The organism is Rheinheimera nanhaiensis E407-8, assembly GCF_000296695.1.
Classification (GTDB): Bacteria; Pseudomonadota; Gammaproteobacteria; order Enterobacterales; family Alteromonadaceae; genus Alishewanella; species Alishewanella nanhaiensis.
In genome coordinates this window covers 22543-49201 of record NZ_BAFK01000026.1, presented here as the reverse complement: position 1 = coordinate 49201, position 26659 = coordinate 22543, and the positions used below count along the sequence as shown (strand labels likewise).

General features: G+C 52.2%; 23 protein-coding genes and 2 tRNA genes. 2 read left to right on the top strand and 23 right to left on the bottom strand.

Going from position 1 to position 26659, the window contains the following annotated elements; all coding sequences use genetic code 11:
* From RNAN_RS16505 to rlmE, 17 genes are all read right to left on the bottom strand, one after another.
* A partial coding sequence (locus RNAN_RS16505; protein ID WP_040552380.1) for a hypothetical protein occupies positions 1–416 on the bottom strand: 416 nt, incomplete at its 3' end.
* A complete protein-coding gene (gene nlpI / locus RNAN_RS16500) occupies positions 403–1308 on the bottom strand; it encodes a lipoprotein NlpI (RefSeq protein WP_237739942.1) in 906 nt (301 codons plus the stop codon). The genes nlpI and RNAN_RS16505, both read right to left, overlap by 14 nt.
* Positions 1289–3418 carry a polyribonucleotide nucleotidyltransferase gene (pnp, locus tag RNAN_RS16495; RefSeq protein ID WP_008223880.1) on the bottom strand — a complete coding sequence of 710 codons (2130 nt, stop codon included), beginning with the start codon at positions 3416–3418 and terminating at the stop codon, positions 1289–1291. Before pnp ends, nlpI begins: the two co-directional genes overlap by 20 nt.
* 177 nt (positions 3419–3595) lie before the next feature.
* Entirely contained in the window at positions 3596–3865 is a 270-nt protein-coding gene (gene rpsO / locus RNAN_RS16490; RefSeq protein ID WP_008223878.1) for a 30S ribosomal protein S15, read from the bottom strand.
* A 126-nt stretch (positions 3866–3991) separates the two neighbouring features.
* Positions 3992–4915 (bottom strand): tRNA pseudouridine(55) synthase TruB, encoded by a 924-nt coding sequence (gene truB, locus RNAN_RS16485; protein WP_008223875.1) that lies wholly within the window; start codon positions 4913–4915, stop codon positions 3992–3994.
* The gene (gene rbfA / locus RNAN_RS16480; protein ID WP_008223873.1) at positions 4915–5355 is read right to left on the bottom strand and encodes a 30S ribosome-binding factor RbfA; all 441 of its coding nucleotides are present in this window, start codon (positions 5353–5355) and stop codon (positions 4915–4917) included. The genes truB and rbfA overlap by 1 nt, the downstream gene beginning before the upstream one ends.
* A gap of 71 nt (positions 5356–5426) precedes the next feature.
* Positions 5427–8111 (bottom strand): translation initiation factor IF-2, encoded by a 2685-nt coding sequence (infB, locus tag RNAN_RS16475; RefSeq protein ID WP_008223871.1) that lies wholly within the window; start codon positions 8109–8111, stop codon positions 5427–5429.
* A gap of 21 nt (positions 8112–8132) precedes the next feature.
* Positions 8133–9632 (bottom strand): transcription termination factor NusA, encoded by a 1500-nt coding sequence (nusA, locus tag RNAN_RS16470; RefSeq protein ID WP_008223869.1) that lies wholly within the window; start codon positions 9630–9632, stop codon positions 8133–8135.
* Between the two features lie 29 nt (positions 9633–9661).
* Positions 9662–10117 (bottom strand): ribosome maturation factor RimP, encoded by a 456-nt coding sequence (gene rimP, locus RNAN_RS16465; protein ID WP_008223867.1) that lies wholly within the window; start codon positions 10115–10117, stop codon positions 9662–9664.
* Between the two features lie 177 nt (positions 10118–10294).
* Positions 10295–10371: transfer RNA gene (locus tag RNAN_RS16460), tRNA-Met, on the bottom strand.
* Positions 10372–10445: 74 nt separating this feature from the next.
* Positions 10446–10530: transfer RNA gene (locus RNAN_RS16455), tRNA-Leu, on the bottom strand.
* A gap of 15 nt (positions 10531–10545) precedes the next feature.
* A complete protein-coding gene (gene secG, locus RNAN_RS16450) occupies positions 10546–10875 on the bottom strand; it encodes a preprotein translocase subunit SecG (protein WP_008223864.1) in 330 nt (109 codons plus the stop codon).
* Positions 10876–10877: 2 nt separating this feature from the next.
* Positions 10878–11630: a triose-phosphate isomerase gene (tpiA, locus tag RNAN_RS16445; protein WP_008223862.1), complete on the bottom strand. Its 753-nt coding sequence runs from the start codon at positions 11628–11630 to the stop codon at positions 10878–10880.
* A gap of 82 nt (positions 11631–11712) precedes the next feature.
* Positions 11713–13047, bottom strand: a complete 1335-nt coding sequence (glmM, locus tag RNAN_RS16440) for a phosphoglucosamine mutase (RefSeq protein ID WP_008223860.1) — start codon at positions 13045–13047, stop codon at positions 11713–11715.
* Between the two features lie 3 nt (positions 13048–13050).
* Positions 13051–13884 (bottom strand): dihydropteroate synthase, encoded by an 834-nt coding sequence (gene folP, locus RNAN_RS16435; protein ID WP_008223859.1) that lies wholly within the window; start codon positions 13882–13884, stop codon positions 13051–13053.
* 81 nt (positions 13885–13965) lie between these two features.
* On the bottom strand, positions 13966–15882 hold the full coding sequence (gene ftsH / locus RNAN_RS16430) for an ATP-dependent zinc metalloprotease FtsH (RefSeq protein WP_193385559.1): 1917 nt from the start codon (positions 15880–15882) through the stop codon (positions 13966–13968).
* Positions 15883–15940: 58 nt separating this feature from the next.
* Positions 15941–16570 carry a 23S rRNA (uridine(2552)-2'-O)-methyltransferase RlmE gene (gene rlmE, locus RNAN_RS16425; protein ID WP_008223857.1) on the bottom strand — a complete coding sequence of 210 codons (630 nt, stop codon included), beginning with the start codon at positions 16568–16570 and terminating at the stop codon, positions 15941–15943.
* Positions 16571–16653: 83 nt separating this feature from the next.
* Here rlmE and yhbY point away from each other — a divergent pair, with 83 nt between their 5' ends.
* Entirely contained in the window at positions 16654–16950 is a 297-nt protein-coding gene (gene yhbY, locus RNAN_RS16420; protein WP_008223856.1) for a ribosome assembly RNA-binding protein YhbY, read from the top strand.
* 69 nt (positions 16951–17019) lie between these two features.
* Here yhbY and greA read toward each other — a convergent pair whose 3' ends face one another.
* The 5 genes from greA to RNAN_RS16395 all read right to left on the bottom strand — a co-directional run bounded on the left by greA (position 17020) and on the right by RNAN_RS16395 (position 24132).
* Positions 17020–17496, bottom strand: coding sequence for a transcription elongation factor GreA (gene greA / locus RNAN_RS16415; protein ID WP_008223855.1), 477 nt, complete (start codon positions 17494–17496; stop codon positions 17020–17022).
* Positions 17493–20714, bottom strand: coding sequence for a carbamoyl-phosphate synthase large subunit (gene carB / locus RNAN_RS16410; RefSeq protein ID WP_008223854.1), 3222 nt, complete (start codon positions 20712–20714; stop codon positions 17493–17495). Before carB ends, greA begins: the two co-directional genes overlap by 4 nt.
* A gap of 28 nt (positions 20715–20742) precedes the next feature.
* A complete protein-coding gene (carA, locus tag RNAN_RS16405) occupies positions 20743–21873 on the bottom strand; it encodes a glutamine-hydrolyzing carbamoyl-phosphate synthase small subunit (RefSeq protein WP_008223852.1) in 1131 nt (376 codons plus the stop codon).
* Positions 21874–22070: 197 nt separating this feature from the next.
* On the bottom strand, positions 22071–22880 hold the full coding sequence (gene dapB, locus RNAN_RS16400) for a 4-hydroxy-tetrahydrodipicolinate reductase (RefSeq protein ID WP_008223850.1): 810 nt from the start codon (positions 22878–22880) through the stop codon (positions 22071–22073).
* A gap of 97 nt (positions 22881–22977) precedes the next feature.
* Positions 22978–24132: an iron-containing alcohol dehydrogenase gene (locus RNAN_RS16395; protein ID WP_008223848.1), complete on the bottom strand. Its 1155-nt coding sequence runs from the start codon at positions 24130–24132 to the stop codon at positions 22978–22980.
* A gap of 296 nt (positions 24133–24428) precedes the next feature.
* Here RNAN_RS16395 and RNAN_RS18785 point away from each other — a divergent pair, with 296 nt between their 5' ends.
* On the top strand, positions 24429–24917 hold the full coding sequence (locus RNAN_RS18785) for an SCO family protein (RefSeq protein ID WP_158467517.1): 489 nt from the start codon (positions 24429–24431) through the stop codon (positions 24915–24917).
* Positions 24918–24921: 4 nt separating this feature from the next.
* Here the strand turns inward: RNAN_RS18785 and RNAN_RS16385 are convergent, their stop codons facing one another.
* Positions 24922–26643, bottom strand: coding sequence for a UDP-N-acetylglucosamine--peptide N-acetylglucosaminyltransferase SPINDLY family protein (locus RNAN_RS16385; RefSeq protein ID WP_008223845.1), 1722 nt, complete (start codon positions 26641–26643; stop codon positions 24922–24924).
* Positions 26644–26659 lie beyond the last annotated feature (16 nt).

Sequence of the window (26659 nt, the reverse complement as noted above, 5' to 3'; positions counted from 1 at the left end):
GGAGGGGAAAACCCCGCCACACCGGCCGGGCCAGAGCGCCAAAGCCCCAGCTCAGCGCGCTGCGTAGCCGTTAACTGGTTATCGCTGACAGCGCCCTCGTTCAGGGCGCTTTGCAACCACTGCGCGGTCGCCAGACGCCCCTGCTGGCGCTGCTGCAGTTGCAGCGCATGCGCCAGCGCAGCGGTATCACCCAAGCGGGCGCCCTGACGAAACCAGTGCAGTGCAGCGTCTAACTCGGCATTGGCCAGCCGCTGTGTCGCCAGACGCATGGCCGCGGCAGGCTCGGTTTGCGCGCGCTGCATTAAGGTGTTGCTATCGTCCGCTGGCGGCTGACAGGCTGTCAGCAATACAAATGCAAAAAAGCCGGTAAACCGGCTTTTTAAATAGGGTACGCTAAATGCACTAGGGCTCGTCATAACCGCTATCACTGGTGTTTTCACCACGTAAACGGGCCATTTCCAGCCGGGCATAACGGTGTTCAACAAATTCAAACACATTGGTCGCCAGCACTTGCTTGTAGTAATTAAGTGCTTGCTCTGACCTGCCCTGGCTGTCATGCCATTTTGCCAGGTAAAAATACACTTCACATAAGCGTTCGGCTAACAGCTGATTGCTCGACACATCCTGCATCACACTGACTAACAGCGCTTGCTCGCTCAGCTCGCCGGCAAAAAAGCGCACCAGATTGGTAGACCACTCATTACTATCAAGATTTTGCAGCTGCACCGTTAACTGCGCAGTAGCCTGCTCAATTGACAGCTCGCTTTGCGCCAGATACAGCCAGATCACGCGATAGGCATCAGCCGGTTTTAGTGCTAAAAAGCGTTCAAAATCAGGAATAGCCAGTTCAGTCTTACCGGCGTAATACAGCGCAATACCGCGGTTTAAATAAGCAAACTCATGCTCTGGCGCCAGCTCTAAGGCTGAATCGAAAGCTTCATATGCGGCATCAAATTCGCCGTTCACCGTGTGGTGAATACCCACGAAGTTGTACGCATCGGCCATATCAGGCTTTAAGCGCAGTGCACGCATAAAATCGAGCCGCGCTAATGAGCGCAAACCGACGCTGTCGTACATTACCCCACGGTCATAGTACAACTGTGCCGACTGCTCTTCTGATAACTCAGCGCGGTACAGAATTTCGCTTAAACGGGCAATGGCCAGTTCAGTGCGGTAAGACACCGCCAGCGGCTCGGGAATAAGCCAGCTGGCAGCAGGCGGCTGTGCAGCACAGCCGGCCAACACTGTTGCCAGCAGCGCCAGAGGCGCTGCGCGGCGTAACAGCTTATTAGGCATTAGCTTCAGCATTGGCCGACTCAGTAGCAGGTTTAGCATTTGCTTCCTTGATACTTAAACGTACGCGGCCTTGCTTGTCTACTTCCAGTACTTTTACTTTCACTTTCTGGCCCAGGGTTAAGTGCTCAGACACATTGTTAACCCGCTCGTCAGAAATTTGCGAAATATGCACCAGACCGTCTTTACCCGGCAGTACATTAACAAAGGCACCGAAGTCGACAATACGTACTACTTCACCGTCATACACTGCACCCACTTCAATCTCAGCGGTAATCGCATTGATCTTGTCGATCGCAATTTGCGCTGCTTTGGCGGTGGTGGCGGCAATCTTGATGCTGCCATCATCTTCCAGCTCGATAGTGGTACCGGACTCTTCGGTGATCTGACGGATCACTGCGCCACCTTTACCGATAACTTCGCGGATTTTCTCCGGGTTAATCTTCATGGTGTAAATACGCGGTGCGTATTCAGACATCTCTTCGCGGTGACCGCTGATGGCCTGATCCATCACGTTCAGAATGTGTAAACGGGCGGCTTTGGCTTGCTTCAGAGCAATCTGCATGATTTCTTTGGTGATACCGTCAATTTTGATATCCATCTGCAGTGCTGTGATACCTTCGGCAGTACCGGCCACTTTAAAGTCCATGTCGCCTAAGTGATCTTCATCACCTAAGATGTCTGACAATACGACGAAATCATCGCCTTCTTTTACCAGACCCATAGCTATACCCGCTACAGAGGCTTTAATTGGCACGCCGGCATCCATCAGCGCTAAGGACGAGCCACAGACTGATGCCATAGAGCTTGAGCCGTTTGATTCAGTAATTTCAGATACCACCCGCACTGTGTACGGGAAGTCATTGAAATCTGGCATAACGGCCTGTACACCACGCTTGGCCAGACGACCATGACCGATTTCACGGCGCTTAGGTGAGCCTATCATGCCGGTCTCGCCCACTGAGTACGGTGGGAAGTTATAGTGCAGCATAAAGGTGTCAGTTTTGGCGCTTAATAAGTCATCTACCGTCTGGGCATCGCGGGCGGTACCTAAGGTCGCGGTAACCAACGCCTGGGTTTCACCACGGGTAAACAGCGCTGAACCATGGGTACGTGGCAGTACACCGGTCATTACGCTTAAACCACGGATCATTTCCGGGTCACGGCCGTCAATACGCGGCTCGCCTTTAGTGATGCGGCCACGCACCACTTTTGATTCCAGATTATGGAAAATCTCGCCTACTTCTAACAGGTCCAGCTTGTCGTCTTCGCCAAGCTCTGCAGTTAACTTTTCAATTAACGCCGCTTTAATCTCGCCGATGCGCTCATAGCGTTTGGCTTTTTCGGTGATACGGTAAGCATCACCTAAATCAGCTTTAGCCAGCGCTTCAATTTTCTCAATCAGTGCAACGTTCTTCTCTGGCGCCTGCCAGTTCCAGGCTGGCTTAGCGGCCTGAGCGGCAAACTCATTGATCGCAGCGATAGCCGTTTGCATTTGCTCATGGCCATACACCACAGCACCTAACATCACATCTTCTGACAGGATGCCGGCTTCAGATTCAACCATCAGTACCGCACCAGCCGTACCGGCTACCACTAAGTCGAGCTTCGAGCTTTTCAGCTCGTCTTCTGATGGGTTCAGTACATACTGGTTATTGATATAACCAACACGGGCTGCACCTATAGGGCCGCTAAACGGAATACCTGAAATAGCCAGTGCTGCTGAGGTACCAATAAGCGCAACGATATCCGGTTGAATTTCTGGCTGTACTGAAACTACAGTAGCCACAACCTGCACTTCGTTGGTGAAACCTTCCGGGAATAATGGCCGGATTGGGCGGTCAATTAACCGGGCAATCAGCGTTTCGCCTTCAGACGGGCGACCTTCACGCTTAAAGAAACCGCCTGGAATACGGCCGGCGGCATACATTTTTTCCTGATAATTTACCGTTAACGGGAAGAAATCCTGGCCGGGTTTGGCTTCTTTCTTACCCACTACCGTTACTAAAACTGACGTATCACCCAGGCTGGCCAGCACAGCGGCATCTGCCTGACGGGCGATAACGCCGGTTTCTAAGGTGAAAGTGTGTTGGCCGAACGGGAATGATTTTACGATGGGAGTCACGTGTTTGTTTCCTTTACTTAATCGCCTAATTGCGATGTCATTTTTGTCATTTAATACGGTGCTAGTATACTCTGTAACCAAAGCACAAAGATAGTTCAGTAATAGGGTTACTTTGGCGAAAAATTAGTCTGATGTATAAAAAAAGGGGCTTAAAGCCCCTTTTTAACAAAATGCGAATTAACGGCGTAAGCCTAAACGCTCGATCAGTGTAGCGTAACGGCTCTGATCTTTACCTTTTAAGTAATCCAGCAGCTTACGACGCTGACTTACCATACGCAGCAGACCGCGGCGTGAGTGGAAGTCATGCTTGTGCTGAGCAAAGTGACCTTGCAGGTGGTTGATAGACGCAGTCAACAGAGCAACTTGTACTTCTGGTGAACCGGTATCGCCTTGCTTAACAGCGAAGTCAGCAACGATTTTTGCTTTTTCAGCAGCGCTTAAAGACATATTTAACTCCAAATGTGAGTGAACTAAAGTCAGGGAATTGCCGATCACTCATCCAGCAAGCCCAAAAAACGGCGCGATTATACCATTTTGCCATTTATTTACAACTGCTTTGCTGGCTCAACCGGCTTAGCTGGCGGCAGTATTGAGTAACCGGCGCGAACTGAGCACACCGTCAACAACCTGACCGATACCAAAAAAGCGGCCATCTGCGCCATGCAGTTTAATGGCGACGGTATCGCTGTGTGCGACCTGGCAGCTTTGGCCGTGTTGCAGCCGCTGCTGTTGGGCCTCGCTTAGCGCAATAGCGGCCATATCGGCAATACCGGCATCCATTGGCAGTAATAACGCATCCATTGGCGAGAAATCACCACTTTGGTGACACTGCCCGGCCAAGGCGTCCAATTGTGCTGGCGTTACCATTTGCGCAGCTACAAAAGGGCCAACCTGAGTGCGGTGCAAACGGGCAACGTGGGCACCACAGCCTAAGGCTTCGCCTAAATCGTCAATCAGGGTGCGGATATAAGTGCCCTTTGAGCAGTGCACAATAAAATCGGCGCTGTCGCCCTGGTTTGCCAGCAGTGCAAAGCGGAATATGCTAATGGGCCTGGCTTCACGCGGCACTGCAATACCCTGGCGGGCATAGCGGTATAACGGTTGACCCTGATATTTCAGTGCCGAGAACATGGTTGGCACCTGCAAAATATCGCCACGAAACGCCTGCATTGCCTGCAGCAGCTGCGCTTCACTATGCAATACCGGCTTTTCGCTTATCACCTCGCCTTCAGCGTCACTGGTGCTGGTACGCACCCCAAAACGGGCAGTGACCAGATAGGTTTTGTCGGTGTCGAGCAAAAACTGGCTGAATTTAGTCGCCTCGCCAAAACAGAGCGGCAATAGGCCTGATGCCATTGGGTCCAGCGCGCCGGTATGGCCGGCTTTTTGTGCCTGATACAGCCAGCGCACCCGCTGTAAAATGCCGTTACTGCTAACTTCCAGCGGTTTATCCAGCAATAAAATGCCGTTCACCGGCCGGGCATTTTTCCGTGCCATTAGTTGGCTGGCTCGTCTTTATCTGCATTCCCGGCAGCATCGGCACCATCGTCCAGTGCCTGGCCTGATTGCAGCCGGCGGCGGTCATCTTCAGCACGGGCATTGCTGACCAGATTGGCCATACGGATCCCCTCGTTTAACGACTCGTCAAACACAAAGCGGATGTGCGGCACAATACGCGCCTGAATGCGTTTACCAATAAGGCTACGAACGAAGCCTGAGGCATCATTAAGAATTTTTAAATTGTCTTCTACCTTATCATCAGCCAGGCCTAAAAAGGTGACGAACACCTTGGCATGCGATAAGTCACGCGATACTTCCACGTCTGATACGGTAATCATGCTGTGCAGGCGCGGATCTTTAATTTCGCGCTGCAAGATCACCGCCATTTCTTTTTTCATTTGTTGCGACAGTCTGTCGACCCGCGAGAATTCTTTCATAACTGTATTTCCACTGTCTGCTTCAGACAAAACAGGGGCCTGTGGCCCCTGTTGTATTGTTACTCGACGATTTACAGGGTGCGTTCTACCTGAACCACTTCAAATACTTCGATCTGGTCGCCTTCGCGTACATCGTTGTAATTCTTCACACCGATACCACATTCGAAGCCGTTGCGTACTTCGCTAACGTCATCTTTAAAGCGACGCAAGGATTCCAGCTCGCCTTCGAAGATCACCACGTTGTCACGCAATACCCGGATAGGTGCATTCCGCTTAATCACACCCTCGGTTACCATACAGCCGGCTACCGCACCAAACTTCGGTGAGCGGAACACATCGCGTACCTGGGCTAAGCCGATGATCTGCTGTTTAAACTCAGGCGCTAACATACCGGTCATCGCCGCGCGGACTTCGTCTAACAGCTCATAAATAATGCCGTAGTAACGTAAGTCGAGGCCTTCGTCTTCCACCATCTTACGGGCAGAGCCGTCAGCACGCACGTTGAAGCCGATGATAATGGCCGACGAGGCCGCCGCCAGCGTGACGTCGGTTTCGGTAATACCACCTACGCCTGAACCGACGATCTTCACTTTTACTTCATCGGTTGACAGCTTCATCAAGGATTCGGTAATGGCTTCTACCGAGCCCTGTACGTCGGCTTTCAGTACGATGTTCAGCTCAGACACATCACCTTCCGTCATGTTGGCAAACATGTTCTCCAGCTTCGACTTCTGCTGACGCGCCAGCTTAACGTCGCGGAATTTACCCTGACGGTACAGTGCCACTTCCCGCGCTTTACGCTCGTCTTTCACTACGGTGACTTCATCACCCGCCTGAGGTACACCTGACAAGCCAAGGATTTCCACCGGAATAGACGGGCCAGCTGTTTTAACTTCTTTACCGTTCTCGTCGCGCATCGCACGCACACGGCCATATTCAAAACCACACAGCACGATTTCGCCCTGCTTTAACGTACCTTCCTGTACCAGGATAGACGCTACCGGGCCACGGCCTTTATCTAAGCGTGACTCAATAACCACACCACGCGCCAGACCATCTTTCACTGCTTTTAATTCCAGCAGTTCAGCCTGGTTCAAAATGGCTTCCAGTAAGTCGTCAATACCCATACCTGATTTGGCCGATACCGGCACAAACTGGGTATCGCCGCCCCACTCTTCTGAGATAACGTCGTACTGTGATAATTCGTTACGCACCCGCTCCGGATCGGCTTCTGGCTTATCCATCTTGTTCACAGCAACCACCAGCGGCACACCAGCCGCCTTCGCATGCTGAATCGCTTCTTTGGTTTGCGGCATCACGCCATCGTCAGCGGCTACTACCAGAATAACGATGTCAGTGGCTTTGGCACCACGGGCACGCATTGAGGTAAAGGCAGCGTGGCCTGGTGTATCCAGGAAGGTCACCATACCGCGCTCGGTTTCGACATGGTAAGCACCGATATGCTGGGTAATACCACCGGCTTCGCCCGCGGCCACTTTGGCTTTACGGATATAATCCAGCAGTGAGGTTTTACCATGGTCAACGTGACCCATTACGGTGACAACCGGTGCGCGTGGCTCCAGCTCACCCTGGCCGTCACGGTCTGACATGACCGCTTCTTCCAGCTCGTTTTCTTTGGTCAAAGTAAACTTGTGGCCCATTTCTTCACAGACAATGGCGGCCGTTTCCTGATCAATCACCTGGTTAATGGTCGCCATAGCGCCCATCTTCATCATCACTTTAATCACTTCTGACGCTTTCACCGCCATTTTGGCGGCCAGCTCGGCGACTGTGATGGTTTCACCAATTTTCACTTCGCGCTCAACCGGTTGCGCTGGCTTATTAAAGCCATGCTGCATGCTGCTTGGCGTCTTCTTTTTCTTCACATGACGGTTAGCACGGTTAAAGGCTTCTTTGTCATTGGCATCGTCTTTCTTTTTGCCTTTGACTACCGGTGTTTTCTTACCGGCGCCACGACGACCGGCACGCTCTTCTTTGGCGTCCACTTCATCTTCTGCCTGCTTGGCAAACTCGTTGCTGGTCAGGTGATAATCGTCGTTATCGGCTGGCTTGGCTTTTTCTTCCTGCGCCCAGCGCTCGCTGTTTTCTTCGGCCAGCTTACGGGCTGCCGCGGCTTGTTTAGCCGCTTCCTCTTCCAGCTTACGCAGTGCTTCGGCTTCCTGCTGCTGGCGAATACGCTCGGCTTCTTTGCGCGCTTCTTCTTTGGCGGCACGACGGGCGGCTTCTTCCGGGTCGTCTTTTAACAGCTGCGCCTGTTTCGCTTCTTCGCGGCGCTTGGCTTCAGCGGCTTTACGCTCGGCGTCTTCTTTCGCTTTAGCCGCCGCGATTTCTTTGGCTTTGCGCTCCGCTTCAGCACGGGCGGCATCTGCCTCAGCACGGGCTTTTTCTTCGGCCAGACGGGCTTCTTCCTGCGCTTTTAACGCAGCTTCATCCAGCATTGGCTTTTTCACATAGGTTTTTTGCTTACGCACTTCAACCTGAATTTCGCGGTTACGGCCGGCGCCACCTGACACACTCAGGGTGGTTTTTTCTTTACGCTTTAACGTTAAGCGTGAAGGCTCGGCGCTTTTACCACCATGCTGCGCACTTAAGTGGTCCAGCAGGGCTTTTTTCTCATCTTCGCTGACTACCTGACCGGCGGCTTTACTGATACCGGCATCAGCGAATTGCTGCACTAACCGTTCAACAGTAGTACCGACATCACTGGCTAGCTTTTCTATAGTGACTTCTGCCATTTGTGTTGTTACCTCCGTTGACTACTTATTTTCTTCGCTAAACCAAACGATGTTACGGGCAGCCATGATCAGGTCGGCGGCTTGTTGTTCCGACATGGTGGCAATATCCAGTAAATCATCGACACCCAGCTCAGCCAGGTCGTCTAACGTGGTTACCCCTTTACTGGCCAGAACATAGGCCGTATGGGTATCTAATCCTTCCAGCGCTAACAGCGCTTCGCTTGGCTGCGCATCTTCCAGCGATTCTTCACTGGCCAGGGCACGGGTGGTTAACACCGCTTTGGCACGGCCACGCAGCTCTTCAACAATCTCTTCGTCCAGACCATCGATGCTTAAAAGCTCGCTGATCGGCACATAGGCAATTTCTTCCAGGGTAGAGAAGCCTTCGTCTACCAGCACATCGGCGAACTCTTCGTCAATTTCCAGCGCGTCGACAAATACCTGACGTACTTTGGCGGTTTCTTCCTGGTGTTTTTGCTTCATGGCAGATACTGACATCACGTTCAGCTCCCAGCCGGTCAGCTGGCTGGCTAAACGTACGTTTTGACCGTTACGGCCAATCGCCATTGCCAGGTTGGAATCTTCAACCGCGATATCCATTGAGTGCGCGTCTTCATCAACGATGATAGAAGCCACTTCGGCCGGCGCCATTGCGTTGATCACAAACTGGGCATCGTTATCGTCATATAACACGATATCGACGCGCTCACCGGCCAGCTCGTTTGACACCGCCTGTACGCGTGAGCCACGCATACCAACACAAGCGCCAACCGGATCGATACGACGGTCGTTGCTCTTCACCGCAATCTTGGCACGGGCACCCGGGTCACGCGCAGCGCCACGCAGTTCAATCATCTCTTCGCCAATTTCCGGCACTTCAATACGGAACAGTTCCAGCAGCATTTCTGGCCGTGAACGGCTTAAAAACAGCTGGGCGCCACGGGCTTCTGGTTTAACGTCAAACAGCAAAGCACGAATACGGTCTCCCGGGCGATAAGTCTCGCGCGGTAGCATTTCATCTTTACCCAGCATGGCTTCAGCATTGTTACCCAAATCAACGATGATGCTGTCGCGGTTAACTTTTTTCACTACGCCGGTGACTAACTCACCCACCTGATCGATATAGGCTTCAACCACTTGTGAGCGTTCAGCTTCACGTACTTTTTGTACGATAACCTGCTTGGCCATCTGGGTGGTGATACGGTCAAATTCGATCGAGTCAATTTGCTCTTCGTAGTAGTCGCCTACCTGTACCGAAGGATCATCATATTGCGCTGCCGACAGCGTTATTTCACGGTACGGATGCTCTTGTACCTGATCGTCCGGGATCACCAGCCAGCGGCGGAAGGTTTCATAGGCGCCGGTTTTACGATCAATGCTTACGCGAACTTCGATATCGCCTTCGTTTTTCTTCTTGGTGGCTGCAGCCAATGCAAACTCGAGTGCCTGGAAGATTTTCTCCCGCGGTACTGATTTTTCGTTTGAAACTGCATCAACAACTAATAATATTTCTTTTGCCATTGTGTGTTGCCTCGCTTTGCCCCGATACCTTAAAACACCGGTACCACGTTTGCTTTATCTACGTTATCCATCAGCAAACGATAGGGTTTGCCATCTACTTCCACTATCAACATATCGTCTTCAATAGCTGTTAGTACGCCTTTAAACTTACGCCGGCCATCCTGTGGAATAGCCAGTTTTACTTCAATTTTTTGCCCTACCACGGCAGCAAAATGCGCCGGGGTAAACAGGGGCCTATCCAGGCCAGGTGAAGACACTTCCAGCAGATACTCGTTCGCTATCGGATCTTCCACATCTAAAATGGCACTGACTTCACGGCTGACCACAGCGCAGTCATCTACCGTTACGCCGTCGGCATGGTCTATGTACAACCGCAACGTTGAATGCCGGCCAGCCTGCACCAGTTCCAGCCCCAGCAACTCAAAGCCGCTCGCTTCGACAGTGGGCTGCAACAGCTCAGTCAGTTTCTGTTCTTGTTTCGTCAACGTGACCTCCGGAACACTATTGTTAACGCCGCTGGCGGCAACAACAGCCAATAAAAAAAGGGCCTGTAGCCCATTACTGCGTAAAACTAGGTCTGCAGATACGAAAACGCCCCGAACTAGCGGGGCGAATGGGCATCTGATCAACTAACATATCGCCAATGTTAATTGAAGCTAAGTTGGTTGCGGGAGCCGGATTTGAACCGACGACCTTCGGGTTATGAGCCCGACGAGCTACCAGGCTGCTCCATCCCGCGTCCGTAATTGGCGCTTATTATATAGCGCTGACTGGCTTATCGCAAGCTTTGCCGTGGCAAAGTATTGATTAATTTGGTGCCGAGAGCGGGACTTGAACCCGCACGTCCGAAGACACTACCCCCTCAAGATAGCGTGTCTACCAATTTCACCATCTCGGCTAAAAATACTGTGACTTAATTACCGACGGGGATGTCGCTGGTGTCGTCTTTCTTCTGCTCAACCTGCTCGGTGACAGGTACTGATAAGTCCTGCCACTCGTCAACTTTCTTGCTTTGGCCGGCACTGTAGTTACCCAGCACTATGCTCAGCACGAAGAAAATGGTCGCTAACACAGTGGTGGTTTTGGTTAAAAAGTTACCGGTACCAGAAGAACCAAACACCGTGGCCGATGCCCCTGCACCAAAGGCTGCGCCCATATCAGCGCCTTTGCCGTGCTGAATTAACACCAGGCCGATTAACGCCATTGCGACTAACAAATACACTACCATTAAAATTTCGTACATGTTTAATCCTTTGCGCCTTGCGTGGCTGCAAGACAAATTTGGGCAAACTCTGCCGGTTTCAGGCTGGCGCCGCCAACCAGAGCCCCGTCAATATCTGCCTGGGCAAACAATGCAGCGCAATTCTCTGCGTTAACACTGCCACCGTACAATATTCTTACCGCTGCTGCGGCTGTTGCATCATACTGCGCCAGATGAGCACGGATAAAAGCATGCGTCTGTTGCGCTTGCTCGGGCGAAGCGGATTCGCCGGTACCGATAGCCCAAATGGGTTCGTACGCAATTACTGATTTCGCCAGTAATTCGGGCTGCGAAGCATACACCGCATCAAGTTGACGCGCAATAACCTGCTGTGTTTTTTCTTGCTGGCGCTCTGCTAAGCTCTCGCCGACACACAGCAGCGGCGTAAGGCCGGCCGCAACGGCGGTAGCAAGTTTTGCTGCCACCAGGCCGTCAGTTTCAAAATTCAGGCTGCGCCGCTCAGAGTGGCCAACAATGACAAAGCGGGCACCCGCTTCTGACAACAGTTGCGCACTTAGCTCGCCGGTAAAGGCGCCGCTGGTTTCATGGCTAAGGGTTTGGGCGCCCAACGCAAACTGACTGGATGGCGCAAAGCGGGTTAGCAGCGTCGCCGGTGGACAGAGCAACACGTCAACAGCGCTAATAGCCAGCGATTGCAGCGTGTTTGTCATTTCCTTGACCAGAGCGGCAGAACCGTTCATTTTCCAGTTCGCGGCGATCAGGGCTTTGCGTGACATGAAGTAGTATCCTGTTGTAAGTCCGGCGCGATATTAACCAACCACGCCGGTGCAAACAAGCAAAAATGGCGCATTTGAACAATCAACTGGCGATTTTTACCGCAGCGGCAATACGCTCAGCATATTGGCGCACTACCGCTTCCTGTTCGCCCTCAACCATTACGCGAATTAACGGCTCAGTGCCGCTTTTACGGATCAGCACCCGGCCACTGCCGTTAAGCTCGGCTTCCACTTCGGCAATCACTTGTTTGACGTGTTGCTTCTCCAGCGGTGCCGTGCCTTTTTCAAACTTCACATTCACCAGCACCTGCGGCAGCTTATGCATGCCCTGGCTAAACTCCGCCAGTGTCATGTTGGCTTCAATCATCGCAGTCAGTACCTGCAAAGAGGCAATAATGCCATCGCCGGTACAGGTGTGGTCTAAATTCAGTACATGACCGGAGTTTTCACCGCCGATACGCCAGTTTTTCTCCCGTAGCAGCTCCATTACATAGCGATCGCCGACCTTACTGCGCTCAAACGGAATGTCCAGCTGTTTTAGGGCCAGCTCCAGCCCCAGGTTGCTCATCAGGGTGCCGACGACACCGCCGTGCAATTTGTTTTGCGCCTTGGCGGCACGGGCAATGATATAAACTATCTCGTCGCCATCGATAATACGGCCGGTATGGTCCGCCATCATCACGCGATCGCCATCACCATCATAGGCAATACCTAAATCGGCCTTATGCTCTACCACGGTTTGTTGCAGCAACTCGGTATGAGTTGCACCGCAGTGATCATTAATATTCAAACCATTGGGGCTGGCACCTATGACCACCACTTCAGCACCCAGCTCTTTAAACACCGCGGGTGCTATATGGTAGGTGGCGCCATGTGCGCAATCGATCACCACTTTCATGCCGTTAAGGGATAAGTGGTTCGGCAGATGGCTTTTACAAAATTCGATGTAACGGCCGGCAGCATCATCAATACGCTGAGCTTTGCCCAGTTTTTCAGAGCTCTCGCACACCATCGGTTGCTCCAGCTCGTGCTCTATCGCCAGCTCAACGTCGTCCGGCAACTTAGTGCCGTCGGCCGAGAAAAACTTAATGCCATTGTCATAGTAAGGATTATGCGAGGCGCTGATCACTATACCAGCCTCAGCACGGAAGGTACGGGTTAAATAAGCCACGGCCGGCGTTGGCATAGGGCCTAAGAGCCGCACATCAATACCGGCGGCAATTAAGCCGGCTTCCAGCGCGGTTTCCAGTAAATAACCGGATATACGGGTATCTTTACCAATCAGCACTTTACGGGTACCGCGCTGTGATAATACTCTACCTGCAGCCCAGCCTAATTTCATCGCAAATTCCGGCGTGATAGGAAAATCGCCCACCCGGCCGCGCACACCATCGGTACCAAAATACTTTCTACTCATCCTTTACGCTCCATACTGCGTGGCGGTAACCACCCTGACCGCCTGCACGGTTTCTTTAACATCATGCACCCGGATAATGTGGGCGCCTTTTAATGCGGCTATAGTAGCGCAGGCCAGACTGCCTGCCAAACGCTGGTCGACAGGCTCGTTTAATAACTGGCCAATCATCGACTTACGCGACATACCGGCAAGCACGGCATAACCCTGGCTGCAAAACCGTTCTAACTGTTGTAACAAGGCATAATTGTGGCTGAGGTTTTTACCAAAGCCAAAGCCGGGATCAAGAATAATCTGTGCTTTATCAATGCCGGCTTGCTGACACTGCTGCGCCCGGCTGAGCAGATACTGCAGCACTTCGTTCACCACGTCCTGATAGTCTGGCGCCTGCTGCATACTGCGCGGCGCCCCCTGCATATGCATCAGACAGACCGGCACTGCCGCCTGTACCGCTACCGCCAGCGCACCAGGCTCCTGCAATGCTCTGACATCATTGATAATATCCGCACCTGCCTGAACTGCCGCTGACATCACGACGGCTTTACTGGTATCAATCGAGATCACACAATCAAAACGCTGGCGTATAGCGCTTATCACCGGCACTACCCGCTCAAGCTCTTGCATTTCGGTCACATCAAGCGCGCCGGGCCGGGTTGACTCGCCGCCAATATCCAAAATAGCCGCGCCATCTGTCAGCATTTGCTCGGCCTGATACAGGGCAGCGTCCAGTTGGGTGTAGCGGCCGCCATCGGAAAACGAATCGGGTGTTACATTTAAAATGCCCATTACCACCGGACGGCTAAGATCCAGTTGGCGCTGGCGGGGTAAGGTTAATTGCATAACAACTCCTGCTGCCAAAACGCTAGCAGTAAAAACAAGCCCCGGAAGACCGGGGCTGGGAAACTAACGACTCGGGTAAGCTTAGTGCAAGTTACCTTCAGAAGGTTTCGCCGCTACCACAGCATCATCTTTAGTCGCTTTGGCATCAGGCTTATCATCAGAGCCCTTATCACGTGGCTCCCAATTTTCTGGCTGGCGCACTTCACGCCGTGCCATTAAATCGTCGATTTGCTTGGCGTCTATGGTTTCATACTTCATCAGCGCATCTTTCATCGCGTGCAGTATGTCCATATTCTCTTCGATAATTTTCTTCGCTCTGTCGTAATTGCGGTCAATAAAGTCGCGGATCTCAGCATCAATCGCTTTAACCGTATCTTCAGACATATGCTTGTTTTTACTGACCGAGCGGCCTAAAAACACTTCGCCCTCTTCATCGGCGTACAGCAATGGCCCTAGTTTTTCTGAGAAGCCCCACTGCGTCACCATTTTGCGGGCTAAGTCAGTGGCGCGTTCAATATCGTTGGATGCACCTGTTGTTACCTGTTCAAAACCATAGATCACTTCTTCGGCGATACGGCCACCAAACAGCGAGCTAATCATGCTTTCTAAATGGCGTTTACTGTGCGATACGCGGTCACGCTCCGGTAAATACATAGTGACACCCAGCGCACGACCACGCGGGATAATGCTCACTTTATATACCGGATCGTGCTCTGGCACTAAGCGGCCAACAATGGCATGGCCGGCTTCGTGGTAAGCGGTCATTTCCTTTTCTTTTTCCGTCATCACCATAGAGCGGCGCTCGGCACCCATCATGATTTTGTCTTTGGCTTTTTCAAACTCATCCATCGACACCACACGGCGGTTACCACGGGCAGCAAACAGTGCCGCTTCGTTGACCAGGTTAGCTAAATCAGCACCGGAGAAGCCTGGCGTACCGCGGGCAATCACAGAAGGCTCAACACCTTCGGCCAGCGGCACTTTACGCATATGCACTTTTAAAATCTGTTCCCGGCCTTTGACATCCGGTAAGCCCACTACCACCTGGCGGTCAAAACGGCCTGGCCGCAGTAATGCAGGATCTAACACGTCTGGCCGGTTAGTAGCAGCGATAACAATAATGCCTTCGTTACCGTCAAAGCCGTCCATCTCTACCAGCATCTGGTTTAACGTTTGCTCACGCTCGTCATGACCACCGCCTAAACCGGCACCACGCTGGCGGCCTACGGCGTCAATTTCGTCGATAAAGATGATGCAAGGCGCGGCTTTTTTCGCCTGCTCGAACATATCCCGTACGCGCGAGGCACCAACACCGACAAACATTTCAACGAAATCTGAACCTGAAATGGTGAAAAACGGCACTTTAGCTTCACCGGCGATGGCTTTGGCCAACAAGGTTTTACCGGTACCTGGTGGGCCCACCATCAGGATGCCTTTGGGAATTTTACCGCCCAGCTTCTGGAAGCGCGACGGGTCACGCAGGTAATCGACCAGTTCAGACACTTCTTCTTTGGCTTCATCACAACCGGCCACATCAGCAAAAGTGGTTTTAATCTGATCTTCACCCATTAAGCGGGCTTTGCTTTTACCAAAGGACATCGCACCTTTGCCACCGCCGCCCTGCATCTGGCGCATAAAGAAAATCCACACGCCGATAAGCAGTAGCATCGGGAACCAGGAGATAAAAATGGTCGCCAGCCAGCTGCTCTCTTCCGGCTTACTGCCAAAAGAGTTAACGTTGTTTTTGATCAGATCATCCAGCAGTTTCTCGTCATAACCTGTTGGGATCACGGTTTCGAAGCGCTCACCGCTGCGTTTCACGCCGGTAATCACACCTGTGCGGTCAACCTTTACTTCGCGGATCTGCCCCTGATTTACCTCATTGATAAACTGAGTGTAACTGGTTTGCCGATCGACACTGTCGCCGGGGCCAAAGCTATTGAACACCGACATTAATACAACGGCGATCACTAACCAGACAATCAGATTCTTTGCCATGTCACTCAAGGTTATAACCTCTTTATACCGATAATAAGATAACTACCCATCTACTTTACTAGACTTTAAAGCCCGTCGCCACGATATATGTCTCACTGGAGCGGGCACGGGACGACTCGGGCTTGCGAATTTTTACCACGTTAAAGGCCTCGCGTACGGCCTTTACATAGTGCTCAAAGCCTTCGCCCTGAAATACTTTGACCACAAAACTGCCATTTTGCTTCAACACTTTGTGGCACATATCTAACGCCAGTTCGACCAGGTACATAGAGCGGGCCTGATCGGTGGTGTCATTACCGCTCATATTGGGCGCCATATCCGACAGTACTACATCTACGTTCTGACCGCCGATCCGGCTCAGCAGCGCTTCCAATACCGCTTCTTCACGAAAATCGCCCTGTAAAAAACTGACACCGTTAATCGGGTCCATCGGCAAAATATCGCAGGCAATTACAGTGCCGCCGCTACCTACCTGACCAACGCAAAACTGTGACCAGCTGCCCGGCGCCGAGCCTAAATCAACCACTGTCATGCCGCTTCTGATCAGCTTGTCTTTCTGGTTAATCTCTTCCAGTTTAAAGGCGGCACGCGAACGTAAACCGAGCTTCTGTGCTTTTTGCACAAAGTGATCGTCAAAATGCTCTTTCAGCCAGCGGGTTGAACTGGCCGAGCGCTTTTTCTTGGTCATGCTGACACTCTTAATTAGTGTTATCGGTTAGATGGCGCTACAATAACGCAAATTCAAGCGTTCGCAGCGGAAATAAGCATTTTATGAGTTTAACCAACAAACAGAAACAATTTTTAAAAGCCAAAGCCCATGATTTAAAGCCGGTGATCCTGCTCGGTAGTAATGGTTTGACCGAAGGTGTAGTGGCCGAAATTGACAATGCCCTTAACTTTCACGAACTGATTAAAGTGAAAGTGCCAACGGAAGACCGGGAACAAAAAGTGTTAATCATGGACGCCATAGTGCGGGAAACCAAAGCCGAGCAAGTGCAGGTTATCGGCAAAATGCTGGTGTTGTTCCGCCCCAGTAAAGACAAAAAAATTAGCCTGCCGCGCGGTTAAGCACTCTTGCAGTCAAAAAAAGCGCCCGTGGGCGCTTTTTTTATTCCGCTGGCAGCTTACCAACGCCTGTTACAAATACTGTACCTTGGTAATTTCAAACTCCACCACCCCTTTGGGTGTGGTGATGTTCGCTACATCATCAGCAGACTTACCAATTAAACCGCGGGCTATTGGCGAATTCACTGATATCAGGTTGTTTTTGATATCGGCTTCATCATCACCCACAATGCGGTAGGTAACTTCTTCGTCGGTATCCAGATTGAGGATAGTCACAGTACAACCAAAGATCACTTTGCCGCTGTTAGGCAGCTTAGTTACATCAATGATCTGCGCATTGGACAGCTTAGCCTCAATGTCCTGAATGCGGCCTTCGATAAAGCCTTGCTGCTCACGCGCGGCGTGATATTCGGCGTTTTCTTTTAAATCACCGTGCTCACGCGCTTCAGCAATGGCCTGGATCACCGCCGGCCGTTTTACTGATTTTAATTCGTTCAGCTCAGCACGCAGTTGTTCTGCGCCCTGCACTGTCATCGGAATTTGGCTCATCCGTTTACTCTCTTATGTAATTCCTGCACCGAGGCCACATCGTCAAACGCACTGGCGGCGTTAGACATTACCGTGGCAAAGGCGGCATTTAATGTCGTGGTATAGTTGGCTTTGTACTGCAGTGCACCACGGCGGATAACTTTAGAGTCTTCAATCGCCTGACGGCCATCCGTGGTGTTAACAATATAGCTGTACTCGCCATTTTTAATGCGGTCCAGTATATGTGGCCGGCCTTCTGATACTTTGTTCACCCGGCGACACTCGATACCCGCCGCCTGCAATGCCATCGCAGTACCGCCGGTGGCGTCCAGCTCAAAGCCTTTGGCGACCATGCGTTTAGCCAGGTCAATGACGCGCACTTTATCGCTGTCGCGCACTGAAAGCAAGGCACGGCCCCCGGTTGGTATCACGGTGCTGGCACCTAACTGGCCTTTGGCAAAGGCTTGCTCAAAGGTATCACCCACGCCCATGACTTCACCGGTAGAACGCATCTCAGGGCCTAGAATAGGGTCAACACCCGGAAACTTGTTAAACGGGATCACCACTTCTTTTACTGAGAAGAACGGCGGGATAATTTCTTTGGTAACGCCCTGATCTGCCAATGAGCGGCCGGCCATACAGCGTGCACCCACTTTGGCGACTGCCACGCCGGTGGCTTTAGACACAAACGGCACGGTACGGGCAGCGCGCGGGTTTACTTCAATTAAATACACTTCGCCATCTTTTACCGCAAACTGGGTGTTCATCAGGCCGACAACGCCCAGCTCCAGCGCCAGCTTACGCACCTGCTCGCGCATCACATCCTGAATATCTTTGCTCAGGCTGTGGGGTGGCAAAGTACAGGCCGAGTCACCTGAGTGCACACCGGCTTGCTCGATGTGCTCCATAATACCGCCAATGACGACTTCTTTGCCGTCGCAAATGGCATCGATATCCACTTCAATCGCATCATCAAGGAAGTTGTCTAACAGCACCGGCGAGTCATTCGATACGCTTACCGCTTCGTTCATATAACGGCGTAAGTCCTGCTCATCGTAAACAATTTCCATTGCCCGGCCACCCAACACGTAAGATGGACGCACCACCATCGGGAAGCCAATATCAGCCGCTTTGGTAATGGCTTCTTCTAAGCTGGTGACAGTGGCGTTTTTTGGCTGTTTTAAGCCCAAACGCTCTACCGCCTGCTGGAAGCGCTCACGATCTTCGGCGCGGTCTATCGCGTCCGGTGAAGTGCCGATAATTGGCACGCCGTTGGCTTCCAGTGCACGGGCTAATTTCAATGGTGTCTGGCCGCCGTATTGTACGATCACGCCTTTTGGCTGCTCTTTGCGCACAATTTCCAGCACGTCTTCCAGCGTAATCGGCTCGAAGTACAAACGATCTGAGGTGTCATAGTCGGTAGAAACGGTTTCCGGGTTACAGTTCACCATAATGGTTTCATAACCGTCTTCCCGCAGCGCCAGCGCCGCATGTACACAGCAGTAGTCAAACTCAATCCCCTGACCGATGCGGTTTGGCCCGCCGCCGATAATCATAATTTTATCGCGGTTGGTCGGTGCAGCTTCACACTCTTCGTCATAGCTTGAGTACATATAAGCCGTGTTAGAGGCAAATTCGGCGGCACAGGTATCCACCCGCTTGTACACCGGGTGAATATTAAAGCTGTAACGCTTTTTGCGTACTTCGTTTTCACTGACGCCCAGCACATCAGCAATACGTTTATCGGCGAAGCCTTTGCGTTTTAACCGCGCAATGCGCGCTGCATCAAGCGCTGCAAAACCGTCTTTGCCAAGCGCCAGCTCTTCTTTAACCAGGTCTTCAATTTGTACCAGGAACCAACGGTCGATATTGGTCAGGCTGAAAATCTCATCCATGCTCATGCCCAAACGCATGGCATCGGCGATGTACCAAATACGGTGTGAGCCCGGCTCTTTTAATTCACGGATAATTTTATCTTTGGCTTCCGGCAGCGTGATATCGATGATAGGGTCTAAGCCACAGACACCAATTTCCAGACCACGCAGCGCTTTTTGCAGCGATTCCTGCTGGTTACGGCCAATGGCCATCACTTCACCAACCGATTTCATCTGGGTGGTTAAGCGGTCGTTAGCGCCGGCAAACTTTTCAAAGTTAAACCGTGGCACCTTAGTCACGACATAATCGATGCTCGGCTCAAACGAGGCCGGGGTTTTACCGCCGGTAATGTCGTTAGCCAGCTCATCTAAGGTGTAACCAATGGCCAGTTTGGCCGCGACCTTGGCAATGGGGAAACCGGTAGCTTTAGAGGCCAGTGCCGATGAGCGCGATACCCGCGGGTTCATCTCAATAATCACCATGCGGCCATCTAGCGGGTTAATACCAAACTGTACGTTTGAACCGCCGGTTTCCACACCAATTTCACGCAGTACCGCCAGCGAGGCGTTACGCATAATCTGGTATTCTTTATCGGTCAGTGTTTGCGCCGGCGCTACGGTAATAGAGTCGCCGGTGTGTACGCCCATAGGGTCGAAGTTTTCGATGGCACAGACGATAATGCAGTTATCGTTTTTGTCGCGTACCACTTCCATCTCGTACTCTTTCCAGCCGATTAACGACTCGTCAATCAGCAGCTCTTTGGTGGGTGATAAATCCAGCCCGCGGGTACAAATTTCTTCAAACTCTTCGCGGTTATACGCAATACCGCCGCCAGAACCGCCCATAGTAAACGACGGGCGGATGATGCACGGAAAACCAATGTCTTCCAGCACCTGATAGGCTTCTTCCATCGAGTGCGCCAAACCGGCACGCGGGCAGGCCAGGCCAATAGAGCGCATGGCTTTATCAAAGCGGCTTCTGTCTTCGGCTTTATCGATGGCATCGGCGGTGGCGCCAATCATTTCGACATTGTATTTCGCCAGTACACCATGGCGCTCTAAGTCCAGCGCACAGTTAAGTGCCGTCTGGCCGCCCATGGTGGGCAGTACCGCACAGGGGCGCTCTTTGGCAATAATTTTCTCGACCACTTGCCAGTGAATAGGCTCGATGTAAGTGGCATCAGCCATTTCAGGGTCAGTCATAATGGTGGCCGGGTTAGAGTTCACCAGAATAACGCGGTAGCCCTCTTCTTTTAATGCTTTACAGGCCTGGGCGCCTGAGTAGTCGAATTCGCAGGCCTGACCAATCACTATCGGGCCAGCGCCTAAAATCAGAATACTTTTAAGGTCGGTACGTTTTGGCATTGCAGTAAATCTCCGTAATTCTGTTGGCTTAGGCTTTGGCTTGTTGCATCAGCGCGATAAAGTGGTCAAACAGCTCTGACGCTTCATGCGGGCCTGGGCTGGCTTCCGGGTGGCCCTGGAAACTAAATGCCGGTTTATCAGTACGGTGGATCCCTTGCAGGGTGCCGTCGAACAACGATTTATGCGTCGCGCGCAAATTGGCTGGCAAACTGGCTTCATCTACGGCGAACCCATGGTTTTGCGCAGTAATTAATACGCGTTTGGTATCCAAATTTTGCACCGGGTGGTTACCGCCGTGGTGGCCTACGGTCATTTTCACGGTTTGCGCACCGCTGGCCAGCGCCAGTAACTGGTGGCCTAAACAAATGCCGAAAATGGGAATATCAGTGTCTAAAAAGGTTTTAATGGCGTCTATGGCGTAAGTACAAGGTGCCGGATCGCCTGGGCCATTTGATAAGAAGATACCGTCCGGGTTCATTGCCAGCACTTCACTGGCAGGTGTTTGTGCCGGCACGACTGTTAACTTACAGCCACGGTCTGCCAGCATGCGCAGAATATTGCGCTTTACGCCGTAATCGTAGGCGACCACATGAAACTTAGCGTTATCCGGTGTACGGTGACCCTCGCCCAGCTGCCAGCTACCCTCAGTCCACTGGTATGGCGCTTTTACCGTCACTTCTTTGGCTAAATCCATACCTGATAAACCGGGGAAGCCTTTCGCCAACTGAAGCGCTTTGGCCTCATCCAGATTGTCGCCGGCCATTAAGCAGCCGTTTTGCGCACCTTTTTCACGTAAAATCCGGGTTAATTTGCGGGTGTCGATGTCGGCGATGCCGAGAATATTGTGTTGTGTTAAATACTGACTAAGTGAGAGTTGGTTACGGAAATTGCTGGCTAACAACGGCAGGTCACGGATAATCAGGCCGCGGGCCCAAATTTGTCCGGACTCCTCGTCTTCGAGGTTAGTACCGGTATTACCGATATGTGGATAAGTAAGCGTAACGATTTGTTCTGCATAAGAGGGATCAGTCAATATTTCCTGATACCCGGTCATTGAAGTGTTAAACACCACTTCACCTACAGAAACTCCTTCAGCGCCAATGGCTGTACCGCGAAATACGGTGCCGTCTTCCAGTACGAGCAGGGCGGACTTAGTCAAGATAACCTCCAAACAGCAAAAAACGGGCGAAAACCAAAGCTGTTTTACTACCCGTTTTGACCCAAAATGTGATACCCGGATTTGCCCTAGGCAAACCTGACTATTTTAGGCGATATGAGGTTATTTAGCTATGCCTTTTTTGGATTTTATTATAAATGCTGTGTTTGCACGCTTTTTTGCTTAAATGATGCAAAAAGCTAGCTTAACTCGGTTAAACCTAACACTTGTTGCATAGAATAAAGTCCGGCCTGTTTATTTTGCAGCCACAAAGCAGCGCGCAACGCACCTTGCGCAAAGGTATTGCGGCTGGAAGCTTTATGCGTAATTTCCAGCCTTTCGCCTAAATCAGCAAATAAGGCGGTATGATCGCCAATAATGTCGCCGCCACGCACGGTGGCAAAACCTATGGTTTGCTGCTCACGCTCGCCGGTAATGCCTTCACGGCCATAAACAGCAACTTTGGCTAAGTCACGCTCCAGCGCTTTGGCAATGCTGGCACCAATTGCCATCGCGGTGCCTGAAGGCGCATCTTTTTTAAACCTGTGGTGCGCTTCAATAATTTCAATATCGGCGCTTGGCCCCATCACTTTGGCAGCGGTTTGTACCAGGTGCAGCAGCAGGTTTACCCCGACACTCATATTCGGCGCCCAGACAATTGGAATATGCTTCGCGGCCTGTTGCACCCTGGCGTACTGTGCATCGGTCAGGCCGGTCACCCCTATCACCATAGCTTTGTTGGCAGAGACGGCCAGCTCAAGGTGCGCCAGCATTGCCTCTGGCATGGTAAAGTCGACCCAGATCTCGGCCTGCGTAATGCTATCAGGCCCCGTTGCGGTTAACGGTAACGCTAATTTACCCACACCCGCCAGTTCGCCGGCATCAACGCCAAGCAAGCCCGAGCCGGCACGCACGGTGGCTGCCGTTAAGTTAAGTTGTTGCTCTTTGGCAACGCTGACAAGGGCACGGCCCATGCGGCCGTTAGCACCAAAAATTCCGATAGCAGGCATACACTGGCTCTGTCTGACAATAACAATGGCGGCTATTAGAGCAAAAGCCGCCAGCGGGGGGAAGTAAATTAGCCATCTTTATAGCTAAAAACTGCAGTTAGAGGGCGCGCTGCAGAATCTGCCGCGATACCTCGGGGGTAATATCGCCATGCTCGCCCAGCTTTAGCATGCCGTTGCTGGTTAACGCAGCCACCAGCTTATCGACCGCATCGGCTTTAATGCCGTAATCCGCTAAACGGGTCGGCACGCCCATTTGCTCAAAAAAGGCGCGGATGTGGCTAATCGCATCGTCAATTAAACGCTCTTCATCCTGATGCTGTAACTGCCAAACGCGCTGGCCGAACTGCAGCAGCTTGGCACGCTTACCCTGGCGTTGCTGCTGCAGCAATGCCGGTAGCACTATGGCCAGCGTCTGCGCATGGTCCAGGCCATACAGGGCGGTAATTTCGTGGCCAATCATATGGGTGGCCCAATCCTGCGGTACGCCCTGTCCAATCAGGCCGTTTAGTGCCATGGTCGCTGCCCACATCACGTTAGCCCGTACATCATAGTCATCTGGCTGGCTTAACGCTTTTGGCCCCTCTTCAATCAGGGTGTGCAAAATGCCTTCGGCAAAACGGTCCTGCAGGGGTGCATTTACCGGGTAGGTCAGATACTGTTCTATCACATGGACAAAAGCATCTACCACGCCATTAGCGACTTGTTTTGGCGGCAAGCTAAAGGTAACTGTGGGGTCTAAAATAGCAAACTGCGGGTACACCAGCGGGCTGGAAAACGACAGCTTTTGCTGGGTTTCATAGCGGGTTACCACTGAATTGCCGTTACTCTCGGTACCGGTGGCCGGTAATGTCAGCACACAGCCCAGCGGCAATGCAGCTTTTACTTTGGCGCCTTTGGCCAGAATATCCCAGGCATCACCGTCAAACACCGCTGCGGCGGCAACAAACTTGGTGCCGTCGATTACGCTGCCACCACCGACCGGCAGCAGAAAATCAATTTTTTCCCGCCGCACTAGATCAGCCGCCCGCATTAAGGTTTCAAAGCTGGGGTTAGGCTCTATGCCGCTAAACTCCTGCCAGTCAAAGCCGTCCAGCGCTTGCACTACCTGCTGATATACCCCGTTTTGCTTGATAGAGCCGCCGCCATAAGTTAGTAACACCTTGCTACCTGGCGGGATCAGCTTACTGATTTGCTGCAGTTGATCTTTGCCAAACACAATACGGGTCGGGTTTTGAAACGAAAAATTGTGCATTTTGCCTCCGAAACTGTGGCCTGAGCCCACATAAGACTGCAGTTATGTGGCCCTTGGCGATACCGATCAAGCTTTACTATCGATATTGCGTTAAATGGCGCTCTGGTTACGCTAAAAAAACACCCACTTGCGATAAGTTTATTCACCAACAATACTGTAAGCATATTTTTGCTGTCACCTTAGCAGGCTTGGTTAACATGGTAAGTCACTCACCTTATGTGCTCCTTTGTCTGCTGCTTGTTGCCTGCTCCAAGCCTGTCCCAGAACTGGCACTGCAATACGCCACAGTGCTGCCCGTGCCACGTGTTGTTGCCCGTTTTAACTTGATCAACCAGAACAATAGCGTGTTTACCAACACAGATTTGCAGGGCCGTTGGACCATTCTATTTTCCGGTTTCACCTATTGCCCGGATATTTGCCCGCTTACGCTGGGGCAGTTACAGGCTGCCGAGCAGCAAATGACCAAGGATAAACAGCACCAGGTTATCTTTGTTAGCGTTGACCCGCAGCGGGATACCCCGCAGAGCTTGCAGCAATATTTGCATTGGTTCCAGCCTGATTGGATTGGCCTGACAGGTGAGCCAGCGGAGCTAAGCACTTTGCTGGACAGCCTGGGGCTGGCTCAGGTACGGATCCCGGCCCCATCAGAAGGCGACTACAGCATTGAACACTCAACAGCCATAGTACTGCTGGATCCGCAAGGCCGGATGGCAGCCTACTGGAAAGCACCACTGGATACGGCGCAGCTGGCAGCAGACTTCTCTGCGCTGCCAGCCCCAAATTAACGCGTTACAGCCGGGACGACGCCAGCGTGATATCAGCGTGTGCCCAAGCTTGCCTGTAACGCTCCGCGACCTGATCAGCCTCGGCTGTTTTGCCCTGAGCCCGTAATGCCTGTTGCAAACCAAATAATGACCAACCATTTTCCGGGTTGCGCCGCAGTTCCTGGCGGTAAGCCTGTTCAGCCTCTACAGCCCGGCCAGCTTCTAACAGCATAGCACCCAACGACTGACGTACCGGCGCATGCCAGGCCGGCGGTTCATCATAGGGCAGTTCATCTTCAACCAGTATGGCCTGACGCAATGCTGCTATCGCCGCGTCCTGGTGATTGTTTGTCCAGGCTAACTCTGCCGCCAGGGTGCGTTCAGCCACTGCTACACCATGCTTAAGCGAATAGCGCTGCCACACTTTCATTGCTGCTATAGTCGGATCGTCGACCAGTGCTAACAGGGCAACATGATGCCGTTCAGCAGCCTTAGCATCACCAGTGCGCAACGCTGCTATGCCCTGTGCATAGTGCCAGATAGCCCGCATATAAGGTAAATCAGCGGCAGGTTCCGGCGTTTGCAGTATCGCCTGCCATTGTCCGAATCGCACTTTGGCAAATAGCGGTGTCACCGCGAAATTTTGCATCGCTTCCATACCCGCCATCCGCATCAATTGCGGATCACTGGTGCGCGCCGATGTGGAGTCAGCCGCAGCCAGCGCCAGCTGCTGATTTCCAGTCATGGTGGCGGCAAACCAGAGAAAGTGATGATTATGCGGTACATAGCCAAGCGGATAGACACCCGGCCCCGGCCGACATGCCGCCAGATAATTATTGTCGGCTTCTATTGCCCGCTGATTGGCGATCACTGCATCGTGCCAGCGACCAACCCTGGCATAAATATGTGCCGGCATGTGCACCAGATGACCGGATCCGGGGATTAAGCTGCGCAATCTATCGGCGGCCTGTACCCCGCGCTCAGGTTCATTCGATGCTTCAACCGCATGAATATATAAATGCAAGGCGCCGGCATGCTCGCCGTTACGCGCAATAATGCCTTCCAACAACTGTACGATCTCTGCCGTATTGCCGGTCGGCTTACCGTTGTTGTCCCAGTAATCCCAGGGCTGCAGGTTCATCAATGACTCGGCATACAAGGTGGCTGCATCAAACTGATCCGGCAATTGTTGCACCAGCTTTGCCATTGCCCCGGCATAGGCCTGGTCCAGTGCAGTGCGGTCTGCAGGCGGTTGCTCGGTATAGCGTGCTGCTAATGCCTGAATAAATGCTTGCTCCCAGGCAGTGGCAAGAGGTGCCACCTTAGTGGCAGCTTGCAGCCGTTGCCATGCGGCCGTGTTGTTCGCCGGATCCATGCCTGCATTCACATGCGGCCCCAGCACTAAGGCCGCGCCCCACCAACACATAGCACACTGTGGGTCTAGCTCAAGCGCTTTTAAAAAAGAACGTTCAGCAGCCTGGTGATTAAAACCGTAAGTCAGCACCATAGCCTGATCAAACCAGCGTTGTACCTGTGGATTGGCCGTTGTAACCGGCAAGCTGTAATCACCCAGACCGTCGAGTAGGGTCGCCCCGACCGGAGCGATTTCGGGCAGGTAGTTTTTTTCTGGCGCTGGCGTTACTGTCGCAGAAGATAGTTCGGACGAATCATCCTGTCTGTGATTGAGTGCGAAACTGATCCCCAGTACCACACAAACAATCACTAACAGATAGAGTAGCTGTTTCATAGTGTATCTCCTTAAA